This is a genomic window from Paenibacillus sp. FSL M7-0896, assembly GCF_037975415.1.
Classification (GTDB): domain Bacteria; phylum Bacillota; class Bacilli; order Paenibacillales; family Paenibacillaceae; genus Paenibacillus_AQ; species Paenibacillus_AQ silagei.
The window spans coordinates 7,465,413-7,481,917 of sequence record NZ_CP150250.1; the positions used below are offsets into that span (position 1 = coordinate 7,465,413).

At 54.4% G+C, this 16,505-nt stretch carries 15 protein-coding genes; 11 read left to right on the plus strand and 4 right to left on the minus strand.

What is annotated here, in order from left to right; translation table 11 throughout:
* Nucleotides 1–89 precede the first annotated feature (89 nt).
* On the plus strand, nt 90–596 hold the full coding sequence (locus MKY12_RS32510) for a YwhD family protein (protein ID WP_036724431.1): 507 nt from the start codon (nt 90–92) through the stop codon (nt 594–596).
* A gap of 94 nt (nt 597–690) precedes the next feature.
* On the opposite strand, the gene MKY12_RS32515 is transcribed toward MKY12_RS32510, so the two are convergent.
* The 3 genes from MKY12_RS32515 to MKY12_RS32525 all read right to left on the minus strand — a co-directional run bounded on the left by MKY12_RS32515 (nt 691) and on the right by MKY12_RS32525 (nt 4,287).
* Nucleotides 691–1,173, minus strand: a complete 483-nt coding sequence (locus tag MKY12_RS32515) for a winged helix-turn-helix transcriptional regulator (RefSeq protein ID WP_036724433.1) — start codon at nt 1,171–1,173, stop codon at nt 691–693.
* 265 nt (nt 1,174–1,438) lie between these two features.
* Nucleotides 1,439–2,116, minus strand: coding sequence for a DNA-3-methyladenine glycosylase (locus MKY12_RS32520; RefSeq protein WP_339252739.1), 678 nt, complete (start codon nt 2,114–2,116; stop codon nt 1,439–1,441).
* Nucleotides 2,117–2,214: 98 nt separating this feature from the next.
* Complete coding sequence (locus tag MKY12_RS32525; protein ID WP_339252741.1) at nt 2,215–4,287, minus strand: PBP1A family penicillin-binding protein; 2,073 nt, start codon at nt 4,285–4,287, stop codon at nt 2,215–2,217.
* Between the two features lie 261 nt (nt 4,288–4,548).
* Here MKY12_RS32525 and MKY12_RS32530 point away from each other — a divergent pair, with 261 nt between their 5' ends.
* The 5 genes from MKY12_RS32530 to argS all read left to right on the plus strand — a co-directional run bounded on the left by MKY12_RS32530 (nt 4,549) and on the right by argS (nt 9,038).
* Nucleotides 4,549–5,406: a carbon-nitrogen hydrolase family protein gene (locus MKY12_RS32530; RefSeq protein WP_036724439.1), complete on the plus strand. Its 858-nt coding sequence runs from the start codon at nt 4,549–4,551 to the stop codon at nt 5,404–5,406.
* Between the two features lie 15 nt (nt 5,407–5,421).
* Nucleotides 5,422–6,090: a GNAT family N-acetyltransferase gene (locus MKY12_RS32535; RefSeq protein WP_339252743.1), complete on the plus strand. Its 669-nt coding sequence runs from the start codon at nt 5,422–5,424 to the stop codon at nt 6,088–6,090.
* A gap of 38 nt (nt 6,091–6,128) precedes the next feature.
* Entirely contained in the window at nt 6,129–6,797 is a 669-nt protein-coding gene (locus MKY12_RS32540) for a GNAT family N-acetyltransferase (RefSeq protein ID WP_339252745.1), read from the plus strand.
* A gap of 115 nt (nt 6,798–6,912) precedes the next feature.
* Nucleotides 6,913–7,356: a DUF1934 domain-containing protein gene (locus MKY12_RS32545; RefSeq protein WP_036724444.1), complete on the plus strand. Its 444-nt coding sequence runs from the start codon at nt 6,913–6,915 to the stop codon at nt 7,354–7,356.
* The gene (gene argS / locus MKY12_RS32550) at nt 7,353–9,038 is read left to right on the plus strand and encodes an arginine--tRNA ligase (RefSeq protein WP_339252747.1); all 1,686 of its coding nucleotides are present in this window, start codon (nt 7,353–7,355) and stop codon (nt 9,036–9,038) included. The genes MKY12_RS32545 and argS overlap by 4 nt, the downstream gene beginning before the upstream one ends.
* Nucleotides 9,039–9,107: 69 nt before the next feature.
* Here the strand turns inward: argS and MKY12_RS32555 are convergent, their stop codons facing one another.
* Nucleotides 9,108–10,352 (minus strand): S8 family peptidase, encoded by a 1,245-nt coding sequence (locus MKY12_RS32555; RefSeq protein WP_339312210.1) that lies wholly within the window; start codon nt 10,350–10,352, stop codon nt 9,108–9,110.
* 445 nt (nt 10,353–10,797) lie between these two features.
* Here MKY12_RS32555 and rpoE point away from each other — a divergent pair, with 445 nt between their 5' ends.
* The 5 genes from rpoE to MKY12_RS32580 all read left to right on the plus strand — a co-directional run bounded on the left by rpoE (nt 10,798) and on the right by MKY12_RS32580 (nt 16,499).
* A complete protein-coding gene (gene rpoE / locus MKY12_RS32560; protein ID WP_339312211.1) occupies nt 10,798–11,361 on the plus strand; it encodes a DNA-directed RNA polymerase subunit delta in 564 nt (187 codons plus the stop codon).
* Nucleotides 11,362–11,703: 342 nt separating this feature from the next.
* Nucleotides 11,704–13,311, plus strand: coding sequence for a CTP synthase (locus tag MKY12_RS32565; RefSeq protein ID WP_036724451.1), 1,608 nt, complete (start codon nt 11,704–11,706; stop codon nt 13,309–13,311).
* A 293-nt stretch (nt 13,312–13,604) separates the two neighbouring features.
* Entirely contained in the window at nt 13,605–13,991 is a 387-nt protein-coding gene (locus tag MKY12_RS32570) for a response regulator (protein WP_036698896.1), read from the plus strand.
* Nucleotides 13,992–14,196: 205 nt separating this feature from the next.
* Nucleotides 14,197–15,051, plus strand: a complete 855-nt coding sequence (gene fba / locus MKY12_RS32575) for a class II fructose-1,6-bisphosphate aldolase (protein ID WP_036724454.1) — start codon at nt 14,197–14,199, stop codon at nt 15,049–15,051.
* A gap of 194 nt (nt 15,052–15,245) precedes the next feature.
* The gene (locus MKY12_RS32580; protein WP_036724455.1) at nt 15,246–16,499 is read left to right on the plus strand and encodes a UDP-N-acetylglucosamine 1-carboxyvinyltransferase; all 1,254 of its coding nucleotides are present in this window, start codon (nt 15,246–15,248) and stop codon (nt 16,497–16,499) included.
* Nucleotides 16,500–16,505: the final 6 nt, after the last annotated feature.

Here is a 16,505-nt window from a genome sequence, read left to right on the forward strand (position 1 = left end):
GTGACAAGCATCTACGGGATGTATATGTTTGCAATCGCCGCATTATTAGCTAAAATTAAATAATTAGTGAATGGAAAGGATGTGCACATGTGGATAACGTACAACCGGAGGGCAAAAAACAAATTGCCTTGAATATTGTGAACGCCAGAGCCAAGCATAAAGGCTTCGGTGCAGGCTCGATTGATCTGAACAATGTATCGCCTGTCATTATTGATCAGGGCATCGCCGTTATTGATATAGGTGCCATGCATGCCAAGAGCAAAGTGGAGAAGGGAATTAAATTCTCTATGAACCGTGAGGATGTTCCGGCGGGAAGACAGGTATGGGTCGTATGGGTCGCCGTTGACCGTACCCCGGAGGGACAGTTCTACGGCGGAATTACCGCCTGTGAGATGTGGATTGACACCGAAGCGCGGCGCGGCTGGAAGATTCTTGCGGATCATGTCAATAAGCTGGATGCGGCCTTGAAGCGCAAGCTTATTCTGGATGGACTTGGAAGTGCTGAGCGGGCAGCGCTGAAATCCCTGCTGATGGCCCATAATGAAGAGTGGTGGGCCGCTTCGCCTGAGGAGCTGAAAGCTGCGCTATCGGAATAGAAGATCAGGTTATATGCTTCGCCCAAAAATTAAGGCTTGGCCCCAACGGGGCCAAGCCTTATCTGATGTCTAAGCAGGGATGAATGGATAACGGTTACTGCGGATCTGTTCTGCCGGGAGTGTTCAGCTTGCGCTTGAGTTGGCTGACTCTGGCTTGGCTGATGCCGAGAACCTCGGCAAGCTCCTTCTGGTTGGCATAGGGATGATCTTCGATCGCTTTCATAAGACGCAGACTCATTTCTTCGGTCTTGCTTCTCCGTCCCCCGCGGGCTGGCTCGGGATGCTCTTCTGCTGAACTAGGGGAGGCATGGATGGGTTCTGATCCGCGGTCGGGGTCACTAAGCTCCTTCAGACAGGTGTTGCAAATGAACTGATCCTTATAGTAGGTCACATGATCAAGACTTCTGCAAAAGGTGCATTCTGTGGAGGTGTACTTTCGGAGGACGATGATATCCTCATCCAGTATAAAAAATTCGATAGGATCCCCAATGTCAATATTACGTGTCATGCGGATTTCTACGGGAACCACAATTCTTCCGAGACTGTCTAAGCTTCGGATCATGCCTGTATCTTTCATCCCATGTCCCTCATTTACATCTTTATATTTTTTGTAGATATATATGATTATAGCAGTAATTGTAAGTTTAGAGAACGGGGGAAGCGTATACAAATAGGGGGATTTATTGTCATTTTATAGGAGTGTTTATCATTTTTTGGCGCCTAAGGGTGCGGAGATCAAAATATAGAAAAACCTCTCCGCCTGGAAAGTTCCAAGGGAGAGGCTGATTAGGGTTCTCTTATTAATACCCAATATACCACAGCCGAAACAGCGGTATAGGCCTTTAGACCAGCCTGTGGGGCTGTGCCTGCGGATCGCTGACCGAGACATAAGGATTGCCCTTCAGATAGAAGCGCCAGGGGCGCCCGGCATACTCTTCCGCATAAGGAATATTGATGCGCGGGGCCTCGACAATATCCAGGGACTCCGGGTCATCCCCCTGCTCGATGCTCAGCGGGCCTTCCGGCAGATCGAACCTGGTATTGTTAAGACTCTTGTCAATCCGCAGCGCCCGGCACAGCTTGCCCGGCCCGCCCGAGAGGTCCGAGGGCTTCCTCACGGCAACTCCTCTATATGCCGCCATAAGCTCGGCATCCCTCTCCGTAAGCGGCTCTACTGCCCGGATCAGAACGGCATGCGGCTCGTCCTGAGCGGCAGTTACGACATTCAGGCAATGGTACATGCCGTAGATCAGGTATACATACACTGCGCCTCCGGCGCTGAACATGACCTCTGTACGGGCGGTCCGGCGGCTGCCATACGCATGGCTGCCTTTATCCTCAGCGCCTCCATAGCTCTCTGTCTCCACAATACGGCAGCGGATGTCCCCGTCTTCTGTGCGGCGGACGAGATGCTGGCCAAGAAGGCGCGGTGCTGCTTCAACTGCCGGGAGCTTGTAGAGCTCAGGCTGCAGCAGCTGTGGCGCGTCCGGCTCAAGGCCGGCGGAGTGATTCGGCTTCATGAATGGATGGCACACCTTCCTGCGGCGGAGTTAGGCGGGCGTACGCCTCTGCCAGTCTCCCCATCGTAACGCAGACAGCGGGGAGCGGCAATCCCCGGTTAGTTCATCCACCAACGCTTGATATTATTCCATAGGGAATGCTCTTCCTTGACCGGATCGGCAGAGCCGGAAGGATCGGAGCTTCCGGAAGCTCCGGGTTCACCGGAGCTATGCTGGTCACAATATGCGGTAGGCTCTGTGCCGCTGATGAAGGTCTCCAGCTTTTTCTCCGGACAGTCTGCTGTAGCCAGCATGCCGGACAGCGGATCGACATATACGCTGACCACGCCATCGGGAATGGGAAAAATCTTCGGCGGCACATTCTCCAATGCTTTTTCCGTGAATCCGGCGAAGATCGGTGCTGCCCGCCTGCCGTCGGTGGTCGCAATATCGCGGCCCTTATCGTATCCGACCCAGACGGCGGTTGAGAGCTCAGGCGTGAAGCCTACCATCCATCCGTCGGTATCTGTAGTGCCGGTCTTGCCGGCAACCGGGCGCTTGATCATCGAGGCCACCCGGTTCCCGGTGCCTCCGCTCTCGAAGACCCCCTCCATCAGCCGGGTTAACACGTAAGCCGCTGCCGGCTCAACCACGGGCTGACCCTCTGGCTGCGGAGCTTCATATAGAAGATGTCCGCCCGCATCCGTGATCTTCAGGACCGCAGTGACCGGCTGCTTCACTCCGCCATTCGCAATCACTGCGAAGGCTGCGGCCATCTCCAGCGGGCTGACAGGCGAGGTTCCTAGCGCCAGCGAAGGAACGCTCTGCAGCGGACTGTTAATCCCCATGGCGGCTGCCATAGCGGCGACCTTATCTGCCCCGATCTTCATAATAGTATTCACTGCATAGATATTGTCGGACGCAGCAATGGCTTGCCGCATATTAATCTCTCCCAGATATTTATCCCCGAAATTCCGGGGCTGGTACGTCTTGCGGTTGTTATCATAATGGAACAGCGTCGGCTGGCTGTTGAAGACGGACAAGCCGGTCATTTCTTTGGTCGACAGCGCCGCCAAATACATAATCGGCTTAAAGGAAGAGCCGGGCTGGCGCGTCTTCGCCAGCGCATGGTTGAAGGAGCTGGTCCGGTAATTCGTGCCCCCGACCATAGCCTTCACGTAGCCGGTGCGGGGATCAACAGAGACGAGGGCCGTCTCCAGCTCGCTGCTGTGGTCCATGCCTTGATCCACAGCCGCTTCCGCAGCCTGCTGCATATCCGGGTCAAGTGTCGTATAGACATTCAGCCCGCCCCGGTCCAGCTCGTCACTGCTGATATGCAGGCTGTCGATCACCAGACTGCGTACATAATCGCGGAAATAGGGTGCAGCCACCGTGGTATCCTTTTGACCCTGCGGGCTCAGCTTCAGCTGCTCCTTGGCAGCCTCCTGTGCCTGCAACTCCGTAATATCCCCCGTATCAACCATGGCGGCCAGGATAATGCCTTGACGCTTCAAGGCGCTGTCCAGATGATTATAAGGAGAATAATAGGTGGGTCCCTTGGGCACTCCGGCCAGCAGGGCGCTCTCCGCCAGATCCAGATCTGCGGCAGCTTTGCCGAAATACATCCGGGCCGCAGCCTCGATTCCGTAAGCGCCGTGTCCGTAATAGATTTCATTTAAATACATATTCAGGATTTCGTCCTTAGAATATTTCATTTCCAGCTGCAGAGTGTATAGCGCTTCCTTGGCCTTGCGGGTCCAGGTCTTCTCATGGGTCAGGTACAGATTGCGCGCGAGCTGCTGGGTTAAGGTGCTGGCCCCTTGCGTGCGTCTGCCCGCCTCCAGATTGGCGAGCACCGCTCTCCCCATGCCTTTCAGATCAAAGCCGATATGATTATAGAATTTCCGGTCCTCCACAGCCAGCGTGGCCTTGATGAGCAGCGGGGAGATCCGGTTAAGCTCAACAGGCTCGCGGCTGCGGCCGTCTGTAGTGAAGGTGGTCATCACATTGCCCCGTGCGTCAAGCAGTCTGGAGCGGACATCATCCCCGAGCGGGGGGAGCGGCTTCTGATATAGGTATCCAAGCAGAGCGCCGGCTGCCAGGAGGAAGAGCAGGGCGGAGACGGCCAGCAGCCGAAAGAGCAGGCGGAAGCGGCGTTTGCGGACTTTGGGTGTGGCAGAATCGCGCGTCATGGTATCAGGCTCCTTCGAATTCAAGCAGTGACACAGGCTGGCCCCGTGAGGGCTGCCGCGGCTTGTATTCCTCATTATGGGAAAGGATGAGAGGAGATATTCACCATTGGCAGAGAAAGCGGAACTTGCCCGACCCGGCGGGGAACTTGGGAGTGTCCTTTAAAAGGACGGCAAAGCCGTTTCTACTTGTGAACGGTTATGGTAAAATTTTAGATACTTATGAAAATGCATGTAACTATCATGCCCGGGAGGACTGCCGCCATGGCTTTTCGCGTATCTGCTGTACAATATCATCTGCACACCATCTCCTCCTTCGGGGAGTTTGCTGCCGAGTGTGAGCACTATATCAAGACGGCCGGGGAGTACGGCGCCGAATTTATTCTCTTCCCTGAATTTCTTACGACACAGCTGATGTCGATCGGAGGCGAGGACGGGGAGGCGCTGGGGATTGAGGATCTGCCGCAGTTCACGGACCGTTACCTGGAGATGTTCTCCGGGTACGCGAGGAAGTATGCGGTACACATTATTGGGGGGACCCATGTGCTGCGGCGCAGCGGCAAGCTGTATAATGTAGCCCATCTTTTTTACCCGGACGGAAGAATTGCCGAGCAGGCCAAGCTGCATATTACCCCTGCTGAGGTAGAGGGCTGGAATATGGGGGCGGGTGAGGAGCTTCAGGTATTCCAGACAGATCATGGGACCATTGCCATGCTGACCTGCTATGACATTGAATTCCCTGAGATTGTACGCATGGCCCGGGCCAAGGGCGCAGATGTGATCTTCTGCCCGTCTTGCACGGATGACCGCCACGGCTTCCACCGGGTACGGTATACAAGCCACGCGCGGGCTATCGAGAATCAAGTCTACGTGGTGCTGACCGGGACCGTAGGCTCCTTGCCTACCGTTGATCTGATGCGGGCCAACTTCGGCCAGGCGGCGATTATCACACCCAATGACATTCCGTTCCCTCCGCAGGGTCTGCTGGCCGAAGGAGAGATCAACAACGATATGATTATCACCGCCGATCTGGATCTGGAGCTGCTGTACCGCGTGCGGGAACACGGGTCTGTAACCACGTGGCGTGACCGCCGCACCGATCTGTACACCGACTGGACGTAAGGGGGAGACTAACGGATGTATTATAAGAAGTTCTACGCTCTGGACGGCAAGACGCCGGTGCCTGCGGTGATCCGTTCCTATACGGAAGCTGACTTCACCGAGCTGATCACGATTCAGTCCGAGGCGTTCCCGCCGCCTTATCCTGCGGAGCTGTGGTGGAACCGGGAGCAGTTGCAGAATCACGTGACACTTTTTCCGGAAGGGGCCTTATGTGTAGAGGTGGCCGGGGAGCTGGCCGGATCGGTTACCGGATTCCTGATGAATTTTGACCCGGAGGCGCCGGCGCATCATCATACGTGGTCAGAGGTTACGGCCGACGGTTATCTCACTACGCATCAGCCGGGGGGGAACACGCTGTATATCGCGGATTTGTGTGTCCGTCCCGGGTACCGCAAGCTGGGTCTGGGCAAGGAGCTGGTCCAGTCGTTATACCATGTGGTCGTGGAACAGAAGCTGGAGCGGCTGCTGGGAGCGGGCCGGATGCCGGGCTATCACCGGGTGGCCGGGCAGATGACAGCGGAAGAGTATCTGGCCGGGGTTATCGCCGGAAGCTGGTCTGATCCGGTGATTACTTTTCTGCTGCGGTGCGGCCGGTCTCCCGTTCGTGTGGTCGCAGGTTATCTGGAGGACGAGGAATCAGGGAATTACGCAGCGCTGATGGAATGGCGGAATCCTTTTCAATAAATGAATACAGCCTATCACTTGGAGGAGATCCCTTGACTATGGATTATAGAAGAATTACAGATATTGCCGACCCGTTGTTCAGAGAGGTGCATCAGCTGCTGTCGGATGTATTTCCGCCCGAGGAAGTGCTGGAGTACAGCTTGTGGAAGGAGCCGCTTGCCGATCCGGGAATACGCGTGTTCGCTGCGGTGCATGAAGGGAAGGTTGTAGGCACTACGGAATACCGTTACTATGCCGACTGGAATGTAGCGATGACCGATTTCACCATCATTGGCCGGGAAGGGCTGGGCATTGGCCGTTTTCTGGCGCGTCAACGCTTGAAGGACCTGGAGAAGCTGGCGGCTGAGAATCACACGGAGCTGCTGGGGATGTTCGCTGAGATCTATGATCCGTACCGTGTGGGATATGATTTTGGCGGAATTAAGCCGATGGACCCGTACGTCCGCCGTGAAGTTCTGTCGCATTTGGGCTATAAAAGAATAGATATTCCCTATGTCCACCCTTCCTGGCAGGGAGATGGCGAGGCCGTGTCCGGTCTGGACCTCTGCTTCATGCCCGGAGATGAGGAGCTGGAGAGCCTCGCGGCGCCGCTGGTGGCCGATTTCCTGACCCGTTATTACGCCGTGCTGGAGGGCAAGCCGGAAGCCTGGACATCGATGATCAGCCAGCTTCGCGGCAGGGAGAGTGTAGCGTTATTGCCGCTGTGAGGGCCAGGGCAGATGAAAAAGCGATTGAATTGCCCTCCTGATCTGGATATAGTGTACAATGGGAAAGCGAATATGACCTCTATGATTACAAGTACGAATAAGCGGGGAACATGTGATGACTGAAGGACCGCAAGGCAAATACGGCGTTTCGGTAACGCTGGAGAGTGTGCAGGGCACAGAGCGTAGTGTGGTACATGCTGCAGGAGAGGCTATTGCCAAGGGGCAGGCGCTGTACATCATTTATGAAGAGCAGCAGACCGCGCCCGAAGGCGCAGCAGTTGTGGTACGCAACACGCTGAAGATTTCAGAGGGCAGAATCAAGCTGATCCGCCATGGCGCTGTCCAGTCGGAGCAGTCCTTTGAGCTGGGGCAACCGCTGCCCGGATTCTACCGCTCGCCTTATACACAGTTCAATCTCACCACAGACACGAAGACACTGGACATCAAGCGCGAAGGAAGATCGCTTGCCGTTTCATGGGAATATGATCTCTACGTATACGGGGAAATATCAGGACAGTTCGCTATAAGTTTGAATATACAGGAGGAACCACAATCATGACACAATCTTTAAATCCGCTCCAGCTTGCCCATGAACGGGTGAAGGAGGCCATCGCCGATGCGGTAGTAGCCGCAGGTCTGGTGTCCCGCGAAGAGCTGCCGGCCATTGTGCTGGAAGTACCGAAGGACAAGGCCCATGGAGATATGGCTACGAATGCTGCGATGCAGCTGACCAAGATTGCTAAGCGTAACCCCCGGCAGATCGCCGAGGCGATTATAGAGCATCTGGATACGGGCCGCGCTTCTATTGAGAAGGCGGAGATTGCCGGACCGGGCTTCATTAACTTCACTTTGTCCAAAAGCTATCTCTACCCCGTGATCGCACTTGTGGCCGAGCAGGGTGACGGTTATGGCCGTGTGAACATAGGCCAGGGCAAGCGTGTAGAAATGGAGTTCGTCAGCGCGAACCCTACCGGGAGCCTTCATCTGGGACATGCCCGCGGGGCTGCGGTCGGCGATGCCCTGTGCAACGTGCTGGATTATGCCGGTTACAACGTGACCCGGGAATACTACATTAATGATGCCGGCAACCAGGTCGCCAATCTGTGCAAATCCATCGAGACCCGGTACCTGCAGGAGCTGGGCCAGCCGGCCGATATGCCGGAGGACGGTTATCATGGAGAGGATATCAAAGGCTTCGCCAAGGAGCTGGTGGCGGAGAAGGGCGATTCTCTGCTGGCTATGACACCGGGCGACCGTGCGGCATTCTTCCGTACCTACGGGCTTGCCAAGGAGCTGGACAAAATCAAACGCGACCTCAGCCGGTTCCGGGTCAACTTCGATATCTGGTTCAGTGAAACCTCCCTCTATGAGAACGGAGAAGTGCTGCGTTCGCTGGATGAGCTCCGCGAGCGCGGAGAAGTCTATGAGAAGGAAGGCGCCACCTGGCTTGCGACCACCAAATACGGCGATGATAAAGACCGCGTGCTGATCAAGAACGATGGCACGTATACGTACCTCACACCGGATATCGCCTATCACAGCGACAAATACGGCCGCGGCTACGACACGATGATCAACATCTGGGGAGCCGACCACCACGGCTACATCCCACGGATGAAGGCGGCCATGGCGGCGCTCGGCAATGATCCCGAGAAGCTCGTAGTGCTGATCGCCCAGATGGTCAGCCTGTTCCAGGACGGCGAGAAGGTCAAGATGTCCAAGCGTACCGGCAAAGCCGTCACGATGGAAGACCTGATGGAGGAAGTTGGAATCGACGCAATCCGTTACTTCTTCACCATGCGCAGCATGGATTCGCATCTGGACTTTGACATGGATCTGGCGATTTCGACATCCAATGAGAACCCTGTATTCTATGTACAATACGCACATGCGCGGATTTGCAGCATATTCCGCCAAGCGGAGGAGCAAGGGATTGTAGTGCCGGATGCAGCCCAGATTGATTACAGCAAGCTGACTGCCGTACATGAATATGATCTGCTCCGCAAAATCGGTGAACTGCCTGCGGAGATTACCATTGCCGCCGAGGGCTATGCACCGCACCGCCTGGTCCGCTATGTATACGACCTGGCTTCTCTGTTCCACAGCTACTACAAGGCAGAGCGCGTAATCACTGAGGATGCCGCTCAGACAGTAGCCCGCCTTGCCCTGCTGGGCGCTGCACGGACGGCCATTGCCAATGTCCTGCGGCTGGTTGGTGTTACCGCACCAGACCGGATGTAACTATACTTGGAAAGCGCCGCCCCTATTTTCTGGGGGCGGCGCTTTTTGATCTCATTATGCCACTGTACCTTACGCCTTTGCCGCCGCAGCGGCCTTCGCTCCGCTGCTGCTTCCGCCGCTGCCACCGGCTCCGCTGCCTGCGGCGCTAGCGGCGCTGCCGCTGCCGCGCCGGGCCCGGATGCCTACGCGCAGCAGCCGCAGCGCATCGGCCGCACCGCCGCCCAGCGATGCGCGGCGCTGGCCCTTGCGCAGCCGCACCGGCGAGGCGGTGCGGCGCAAGAGCAGCTTCAGCTCGCGGGGAGACAGCCCCGGCCGCAGCGCGAGCAGCAGGGCCGCGGCACCGGTGACATGGGAGGTCGCCATGGAGGTGCCGCTCATTTCCTTGTACCCCTCCCGCAGCCAGCAGGAGGGGATGCCCTCGCCCGGACCGTACACATCGATGTACGGTCCGCGGTTGCTGAAGGCCGCGACGCGCTGCCTTCTGTCAAGAGCGCCTACGGCAATCGTCTCCGGATAGCGCGCGGGGTAATCCCCGCCGCGCTTGCCGTCGTTGCCGGCGGAAGCGATGATGGCAATCCCGGCCCGGTAGGCCTTGATTACCACATCATGCAGAGCCTTGCTCCGGTTCCTCATCCCGAAGCTCATGTTAATGATATCGATTTTGTTCTGTACGCACCAATCGATGCCAAGGACAATATCCGACACATAAGCGGAGCCGTTGTGGTCGAAGGCCTTGACCGGATAGAGCAGCGCCCGGGGGGCTACGCCCATCATGTTGCGCGCACCCCCGGCCGCCGCCAGGGTGCCGGCAATATGCGTGCCGTGGCCGTTGTCATCCAGCGGCATCATGCCGCGGTTCAGCAGGTTGACCCCGGAGGCCAGAGAATGCCGGAGATCGGGGTGGCGGAAATCGACGCCCGTATCGATGACGCCGATCTTCACATGAACGCCGGTCGATCTGGACCAGGCCTGCGGAGCGCGGATGGCCCTGATCCCCCAGGGCATCAGGGCGGAACCGCTTTTGTCCGCCAGGGGCGAGTGAACCTTAATCCGGTGGTCTTCTTCTATACAGAGGGAATCCGCATAACGGTCCATCAGCCGCTCTGCTCCGGCGGCGGGCACGAAAAAAGCCCGGATCAGCGTAGAGACCTGAACCTGCCTCAGGCCAGGCTTTTTACTCTTCAGAGATTTCCACTGCGACAATGCGCCGGCATACATGCGGGGGTCGTTGAAGGTCACAATGTGCCGTGGTGCACTTTTGGAGGCAGCCTTCATTTCTTCAAGCAGCATCTGCCAAAATCCGTAATAATCCATAGGTTACGCCGTCCCCTCCTCGGTGCCGTGCTGCCATATTGTATGAAAGGGGGATGGCGTCCGAATGGGAACTTGCCCTTTTTTAACGAAATAGGCTGCCCATCGTGTCAAAAGGCTGGAGTTTACATAAAATAAACAGAGGGAACCGCGAGGCGCCCTGCAACATCCCGTAAGGAGCCGATCCTTGGCGTGGATACAGTCATGCGCGGAGGGGTAACCCCTCCGCCTTTTTGGAATGAAAAGCCCGTCCATGCTCATCCCATTTATTGCCCTGTCCAGGCGGACAAGCCTTCTTCATGTGGAAGCACCGCCAATCCTGTTTCCCTGATCTTGCTGCAATAGACTTGCAATTTACCCGCAAATAGGTTTTACTTAGTTTTGTTAATGGATATCATGAATGAAGCATGATTGAATGTGAACAATGCGTGAGAGGAAGTGTCCTTTAGTGAGTACGCCACTCAATTTAAAGCTGGACCCTGAGAAAGTAAAAGAAATGCCGATGGTAGACCTGGCCTTCCTGGTGCTTAAGGCAGCCAATACGCCTTACTACTACCGTGATCTGATGGTGGAGGTTGCCAAGCTGCGCGGGTTGACCGATCAAGAGAGCCAAGATACGATCGCCCAGCTATATACCGAGATTAATATTGACGGACGTTTTGCCTGTGTCGGAACCAACCTGTGGGGGTTGAAGCGCTGGTACCCGCTCGAACGCTCCGATGACCCTGTCGGCAACACCAAGCGTGTGCGGATTATCAACGACGAAGACGACGATCTGGAAGATGACGACTTCACCGATGAAGAAGAGAATTATGCTGCCGAGGAAGAGGATTTCGATGCGATTGACGAAGATCGCGACGACCTCTATTCCGACGACGACAGCGAAGAGGAAGTTGACGAAGATGTAGTCATCGATGAAGACGACATTGACGAAGACGAATCGGATGATGAAGATTCCGAAGACGGCGAAGAAGACGATGCCGACGATGAGGACGAGGAAGATAAATATTAGAACAGTCTTTGCAGCGCGCAATTCCTCCCTTGACAGGGGCGGGACGCTCAGAGTAAACTATTGCATGGGCTTATAATGAAAGTTAATATTGTTTTCTAAAATAAAAAGTGCCCCGGGTCTACGGGTGTCACTTTTTTGTTTTTTTACAAGATAAGAAGGAATAGGCTTCGCTTAATTTGTATGCCAAGAAGCTGCGGTTTTCCGCGATTTCCAGGCTGCCGGCCTTGAATTTTGGCGGGTGGAAGCAACTTTCGGGTTCCCCGGTTGGATGATGGAAAAAAGGGATACGATAAGGGGCAAGCGTCCCCTGAATTTCTGGACTTTATTTAGGAGGGTTTTACAGTGACAAAGTATATTTTCGTAACGGGTGGCGTTGTGTCTTCCCTTGGCAAAGGCATTACCGCTGCTTCGCTGGGCAGACTGCTCAAGAACAGAGGGCTCAAGGTAACGATCCAGAAATTCGATCCTTACATTAACGTGGACCCGGGAACAATGAGTCCTTATCAGCACGGGGAAGTATTCGTGACCGATGACGGCGCGGAGACCGACCTCGACCTTGGGCATTACGAGCGGTTTATTGACATTAACCTGTCCAAGAACAGCAACGTAACCACAGGCAAAATCTATTCCTCGGTCATCAGCAAAGAACGCCGCGGGGAATACTTAGGGGGAACCGTACAGGTTATCCCGCATATTACGAACGAAATCAAGGAACGCGTCTTCCGTGCAGGCCGTGAGACCGGCTCCGATGTAGTGATTACCGAAATCGGCGGCACCGTGGGCGACATCGAGAGTCTGCCGTTCATGGAAGCCATCCGTCAGATCAAGAGCGACATCGGCCGGGAGAATGTCATGTACATTCACGTAACCCTGATTCCTTATATCAAAGCAGCCGGAGAAGTGAAAACAAAGCCGACCCAGCACAGTGTCAAGGAGCTGCGCAGCATCGGGATTCAGCCCAATGTGATCGTATGCCGTACGGAATATCCGCTCACCGACGATATGAAAGCCAAGCTGGCTCTGTTCTGTGATATTGATGCGAACGCCGTTGTGGAATGCCGCGATGCCTCGACGCTCTATGAAGTGCCGCTGAATCTGCGCGACGAAGGTCTGGATGAGATTGTCGTCAATCATTTGAAGCTGACCACTCCTGCACCGGATATGCGCGAATGGGAGAGCATGCTGGAGCGGATTCAGAAGCTGGAGCGTACCGTTGAGATTGCCATCGTCGGCAAGTATGTGGCGCTGCACGATGCTTACCTGAGCGTGGTTGAATCCTTGTCCCATGCCGGATTTGCCTCCAATGCCGAAGTGAAGCTCCGGTGGGTTGATGCAGAGCTGGTGACGGATGAGAATGTGGACGAGCTGCTGGGCGGCATCGGGGGTATTCTGGTTCCAGGCGGCTTCGGTGACCGGGGAATCGAAGGTAAGATTTCGGCCATCCGCTATGCGCGGGAGCAGTCCATTCCGTTCTTCGGCATTTGCCTGGGAATGCAGGTGTCTGTCATCGAGTACGGCCGTTCCATGCTGGGACTGGCAGGAGCGAACAGCTCCGAGATCGATCCTGCGACTCCGCATCCGCTGATTGACCTTCTGCCAGAGCAGAAGGACATCGAAGATATGGGCGGCACGATGCGCCTCGGCCTGTATCCTTGCAAGCTTTTGCCGGATTCCCTGGCTATGTCCTGCTATGACGATGAGCTGGTCTACGAACGTCACCGTCACCGGTATGAATTCAATAATGCGTACCGTGATGAGATGGAGAAGGCAGGTCTGGTTATTTCGGGAACCTCGCCTGACGGACGTCTGGTGGAGATTGTGGAGCTGCCGGGTCATCCGTGGTTCCTGTCCGTGCAGTTCCATCCGGAATTCACTTCCCGTCCGAATCGTCCGCAGCCGCTGTTCCGTGAATTTGTCAAAGCCTCGCTTACACATTCCGAGCAAATGTAACTATAGAATGAATAGGCCAGACAGGCCTGTGAGGAGCTCCCGGTACGGGGGCTTTCTTTTTGACAAAACACCCTTTGCACAATAGCTCCCGGAATGCAAGGGGACTGTATTCCCGCTTTTTCGCAGGAATTCCTCCTTTATATGGCATAGATTTACGCATTTTAGCCAATTAGCAGGATTTTGGCTGCAAAGCACGAATAATAGGTTTCGTATAGACTAAGTTGAAGCGGGGCCGTTAGCTGTTGAGAGGGCGCGGTATGGACAATCTGCCTTAAACTCTGGGAGGGTAACGTATGGAAAAGAAAAAAGTGTTAATCGTCGACGATCAGAATGGAATCCGGATTCTTCTCATGGAAGTATTCAATAGTGAAGGTTATGCCACCTTTCAGGCAGCTAACGGGAAATTGGCGCTGGACATTGTCAGGAACGAATCGCCGGATATGGTTTTGCTGGATATGAAAATTCCGGGGATGGACGGACTCGAGATTCTCAAGCATCTGAAGGAGCTTAATCCGGCGATCAAGGTCATTATGATGACGGCCTACGGAGAGCTGGACATGATTAAGGAAGCGACCAAACTGGGAGCCCTGATGCATTTTACCAAGCCGTTTGATATCGATGAGATGCGTGTTGCCGTCAATATGCACCTGCACAACAAATCAGTAGATCAATGCAGCTAGCTTAGAAATTATAGTTTGGGGACATCCTGTTATGGATACGCTAAAATGAGCAAATGGTCCGCCGGCAAAGGGTTGGCTGAATATCGTCCCACCGGGACATTTTTTTGTGTATCCTATTTAGTATTTAACACAGGATGTGCTATAATAGGCCTGTATGTGATGTCGGCTTATATAAGCAACCCAATATTTTAGGAGGATTGAAACCATGCCATTAGTATCTATGACAGACATGTTGACCAAAGCACTTGAAGGAAAATATGCAGTTGGCCAGTTCAACATCAATAACCTGGAGTGGACGCAAGCGATTCTTGGTGCAGCAGAAGAAGAGAAGTCACCGGTAATCCTTGGCGTATCCGAAGGCGCAGCTCGTCACATGGGCGGCTTTTACACAGTAGTTAAGATGGTTGAAGGTCTTATTCATGACATGAAAATCACCGTTCCTGTAGCCATCCACTTGGACCACGGTTCAAGCTTTGACAAATGTAAAGAAGCTATCGATGCCGGATTTACTTCCGTAATGATCGACGGCTCCCACCACCCGATTGATCATAACATTGAGATGACCAAGAAGGTTGTTGACTATGCTCACGCTAAAGGTGTTTCTGTAGAAGCAGAAGTTGGTACTGTAGGCGGACAGGAAGATGACGTTATCGGCGGCATCCAATACGCTGACCTTAACGAATGCGTACGCATTGTTAAAGAAACAGGCATCGACACTCTGGCTCCTGCACTGGGTTCCGTACACGGCCCTTACCTGGGCGAACCAAACCTTGGATTCAAGGAAATGGAAGAAATCCGCGATGCAGTTAACCTTCCGCTTGTACTTCACGGCGGTACTGGAATCCCGGTACATGACATTCAGAAATCCATCTCCCTGGGTACTTCCAAGATCAACGTTAACACTGAGAACCAAATCGCGTTCGCTAAGGTTGTCCGCGAAGTTCTTGCTGCTAAGCCGGATGCTTACGATCCGCGTACATTCATCGCACCGGGCCGCGATGCTATCAAGCAGACTGTTATCGGCAAAATCCGCGAATTCGGATCCAGCAACAAAGCCTAATTACCCTGCCGCATAACGTTTTTCCGCACAAGCTATTTCGTTTTCCTCAGAAACGGGTGCCGTCCTTCAGGTAAGGGCGGCGCAGCCGTTTCTTCTTCTAATCACCAATCACAAGCAGTCCTTATGTCACCTTAAGCCACAACTGGTATTGCCACAACAAGCTGCAATACACGTAGGGGGAACCAGATAAATTTATGGAAAAATTAATGATTGGCGGCGGACGTCCGCTAGAGGGCGTTGTTACCATCAGCGGAGCAAAGAATAGCGCCATTGCGCTTATTCCTGCAGCCATTTTGGCGGAGTCTGAAGTTGTGCTGGATAATTTGCCTGCGCTTAGTGATGTTGCCGTTTACTCCGAGATTCTGGAGGAGCTTGGCGCGAGCGTGTCATGGACAGGCAGCCAAATGAGAATTAATCCCTCCCGTATCGTATCCATTCCCATGCCTAACGGACCGGTGAAGAAGCTCCGGGCCTCTTATTATATGATGGGCGCACTTTTGGGCCGGTTTAAGGAAGCGACCATTGGATTACCCGGCGGCTGTAATTTTGAGCCCCGTCCGATTGACCAGCATATCAAAGGCTTTGAGGCGCTTGGTGCGACTGTTACCAATGACCATGGTTCGATTCACCTGTATGCCAAAGAACTGCGCGGTGCCAAGATCTATCTGGATGTATCCAGTGTCGGCGCCACTATTAACATTATGCTCGCGGCCTCCCGTGCCAAAGGCTCTACAATTATTGAAAATGCGGCTAAAGAGCCTGAGATTATAGATGTAGCTACCCTGCTCAACTCCATGGGCGCTGTTATTAAGGGCGCCGGTACCGAAACAATCCGGATTGAAGGCGTAGACGAAATGCACGGTTGCCGTCATTCGATTATTCCTGACCGTATTCAGGCTGGAACTTACATGATTGCCGCAGCGGCTACGCGGGGCAATGTCTTAATTGATAACGTGATTCCCAAGCATCTGGAGGCGCTCACTGCCAAGCTGCTGGAAATGGGAGTTGACATAGAAGAACTGGATGAGAGTATCCGGGTGATCGGCAAGGCCAAGTACCAGCACGCGGATGTCAAGGCGCTGATCTATCCCGGTTTCGCGACCGATCTGCAATCTCCAATGACGAGCATGCTGACTCAGGCTGAAGGCGTTAGCGTCCTGAGCGATTTCGTCTACAGTAACCGGTTCAAGCATGTTCCTGAATTGGTCCGCATGGGCGCTAAGATTCGTGTAGAGGGACGTTCCGCTATCATTGAAGGGGGCCGGCTCAATGCAGCCAAGGTGAAGGCTGCCGACCTCCGTGCAGGCGCAGCGCTGGTGATTGCCGGTCTTACTGTTGAAGAAGGTATCACCGAAGTGACAGGTGTAGAGTATATTGACCGCGGTTATGACAACCTCGTAAGTAATCTTCGCAGTCTGGGAGCCGATGTCTGGCGCGAGAACGAATAATGAGAA

Excerpts from the sequence above, each read along its gene's own strand:
- MKY12_RS32570 (WP_036698896.1), top strand. The coding sequence starts at position 13,605 with ATGGAAAAGAAAAAAGTGTTAATCGTCGACGATCAGAATGGAATCCGG.
- MKY12_RS32515 (WP_036724433.1), bottom strand. The coding sequence starts at position 1,173 with ATGAAAGATACAGGCATGATCCGAAGCTTAGACAGTCTCGGAAGAATT.
- MKY12_RS32530 (WP_036724439.1), top strand. The coding sequence starts at position 4,549 with ATGGCTTTTCGCGTATCTGCTGTACAATATCATCTGCACACCATCTCC.
- MKY12_RS32580 (WP_036724455.1), top strand. The coding sequence starts at position 15,246 with ATGGAAAAATTAATGATTGGCGGCGGACGTCCGCTAGAGGGCGTTGTT.
- MKY12_RS32520 (WP_339252739.1), bottom strand. The coding sequence starts at position 2,116 with ATGAAGCCGAATCACTCCGCCGGCCTTGAGCCGGACGCGCCACAGCTG.
- MKY12_RS32525 (WP_339252741.1), bottom strand. The coding sequence starts at position 4,287 with ATGACGCGCGATTCTGCCACACCCAAAGTCCGCAAACGCCGCTTCCGC.
- MKY12_RS32545 (WP_036724444.1), top strand. The coding sequence starts at position 6,913 with ATGACTGAAGGACCGCAAGGCAAATACGGCGTTTCGGTAACGCTGGAG.
- MKY12_RS32535 (WP_339252743.1), top strand. The coding sequence starts at position 5,422 with ATGTATTATAAGAAGTTCTACGCTCTGGACGGCAAGACGCCGGTGCCT.
- MKY12_RS32540 (WP_339252745.1), top strand. The coding sequence starts at position 6,129 with ATGGATTATAGAAGAATTACAGATATTGCCGACCCGTTGTTCAGAGAG.
- fba (WP_036724454.1), top strand. The coding sequence starts at position 14,197 with ATGCCATTAGTATCTATGACAGACATGTTGACCAAAGCACTTGAAGGA.
- MKY12_RS32555 (WP_339312210.1), bottom strand. The coding sequence starts at position 10,352 with ATGGATTATTACGGATTTTGGCAGATGCTGCTTGAAGAAATGAAGGCT.
- argS (WP_339252747.1), top strand. The coding sequence starts at position 7,353 with ATGACACAATCTTTAAATCCGCTCCAGCTTGCCCATGAACGGGTGAAG.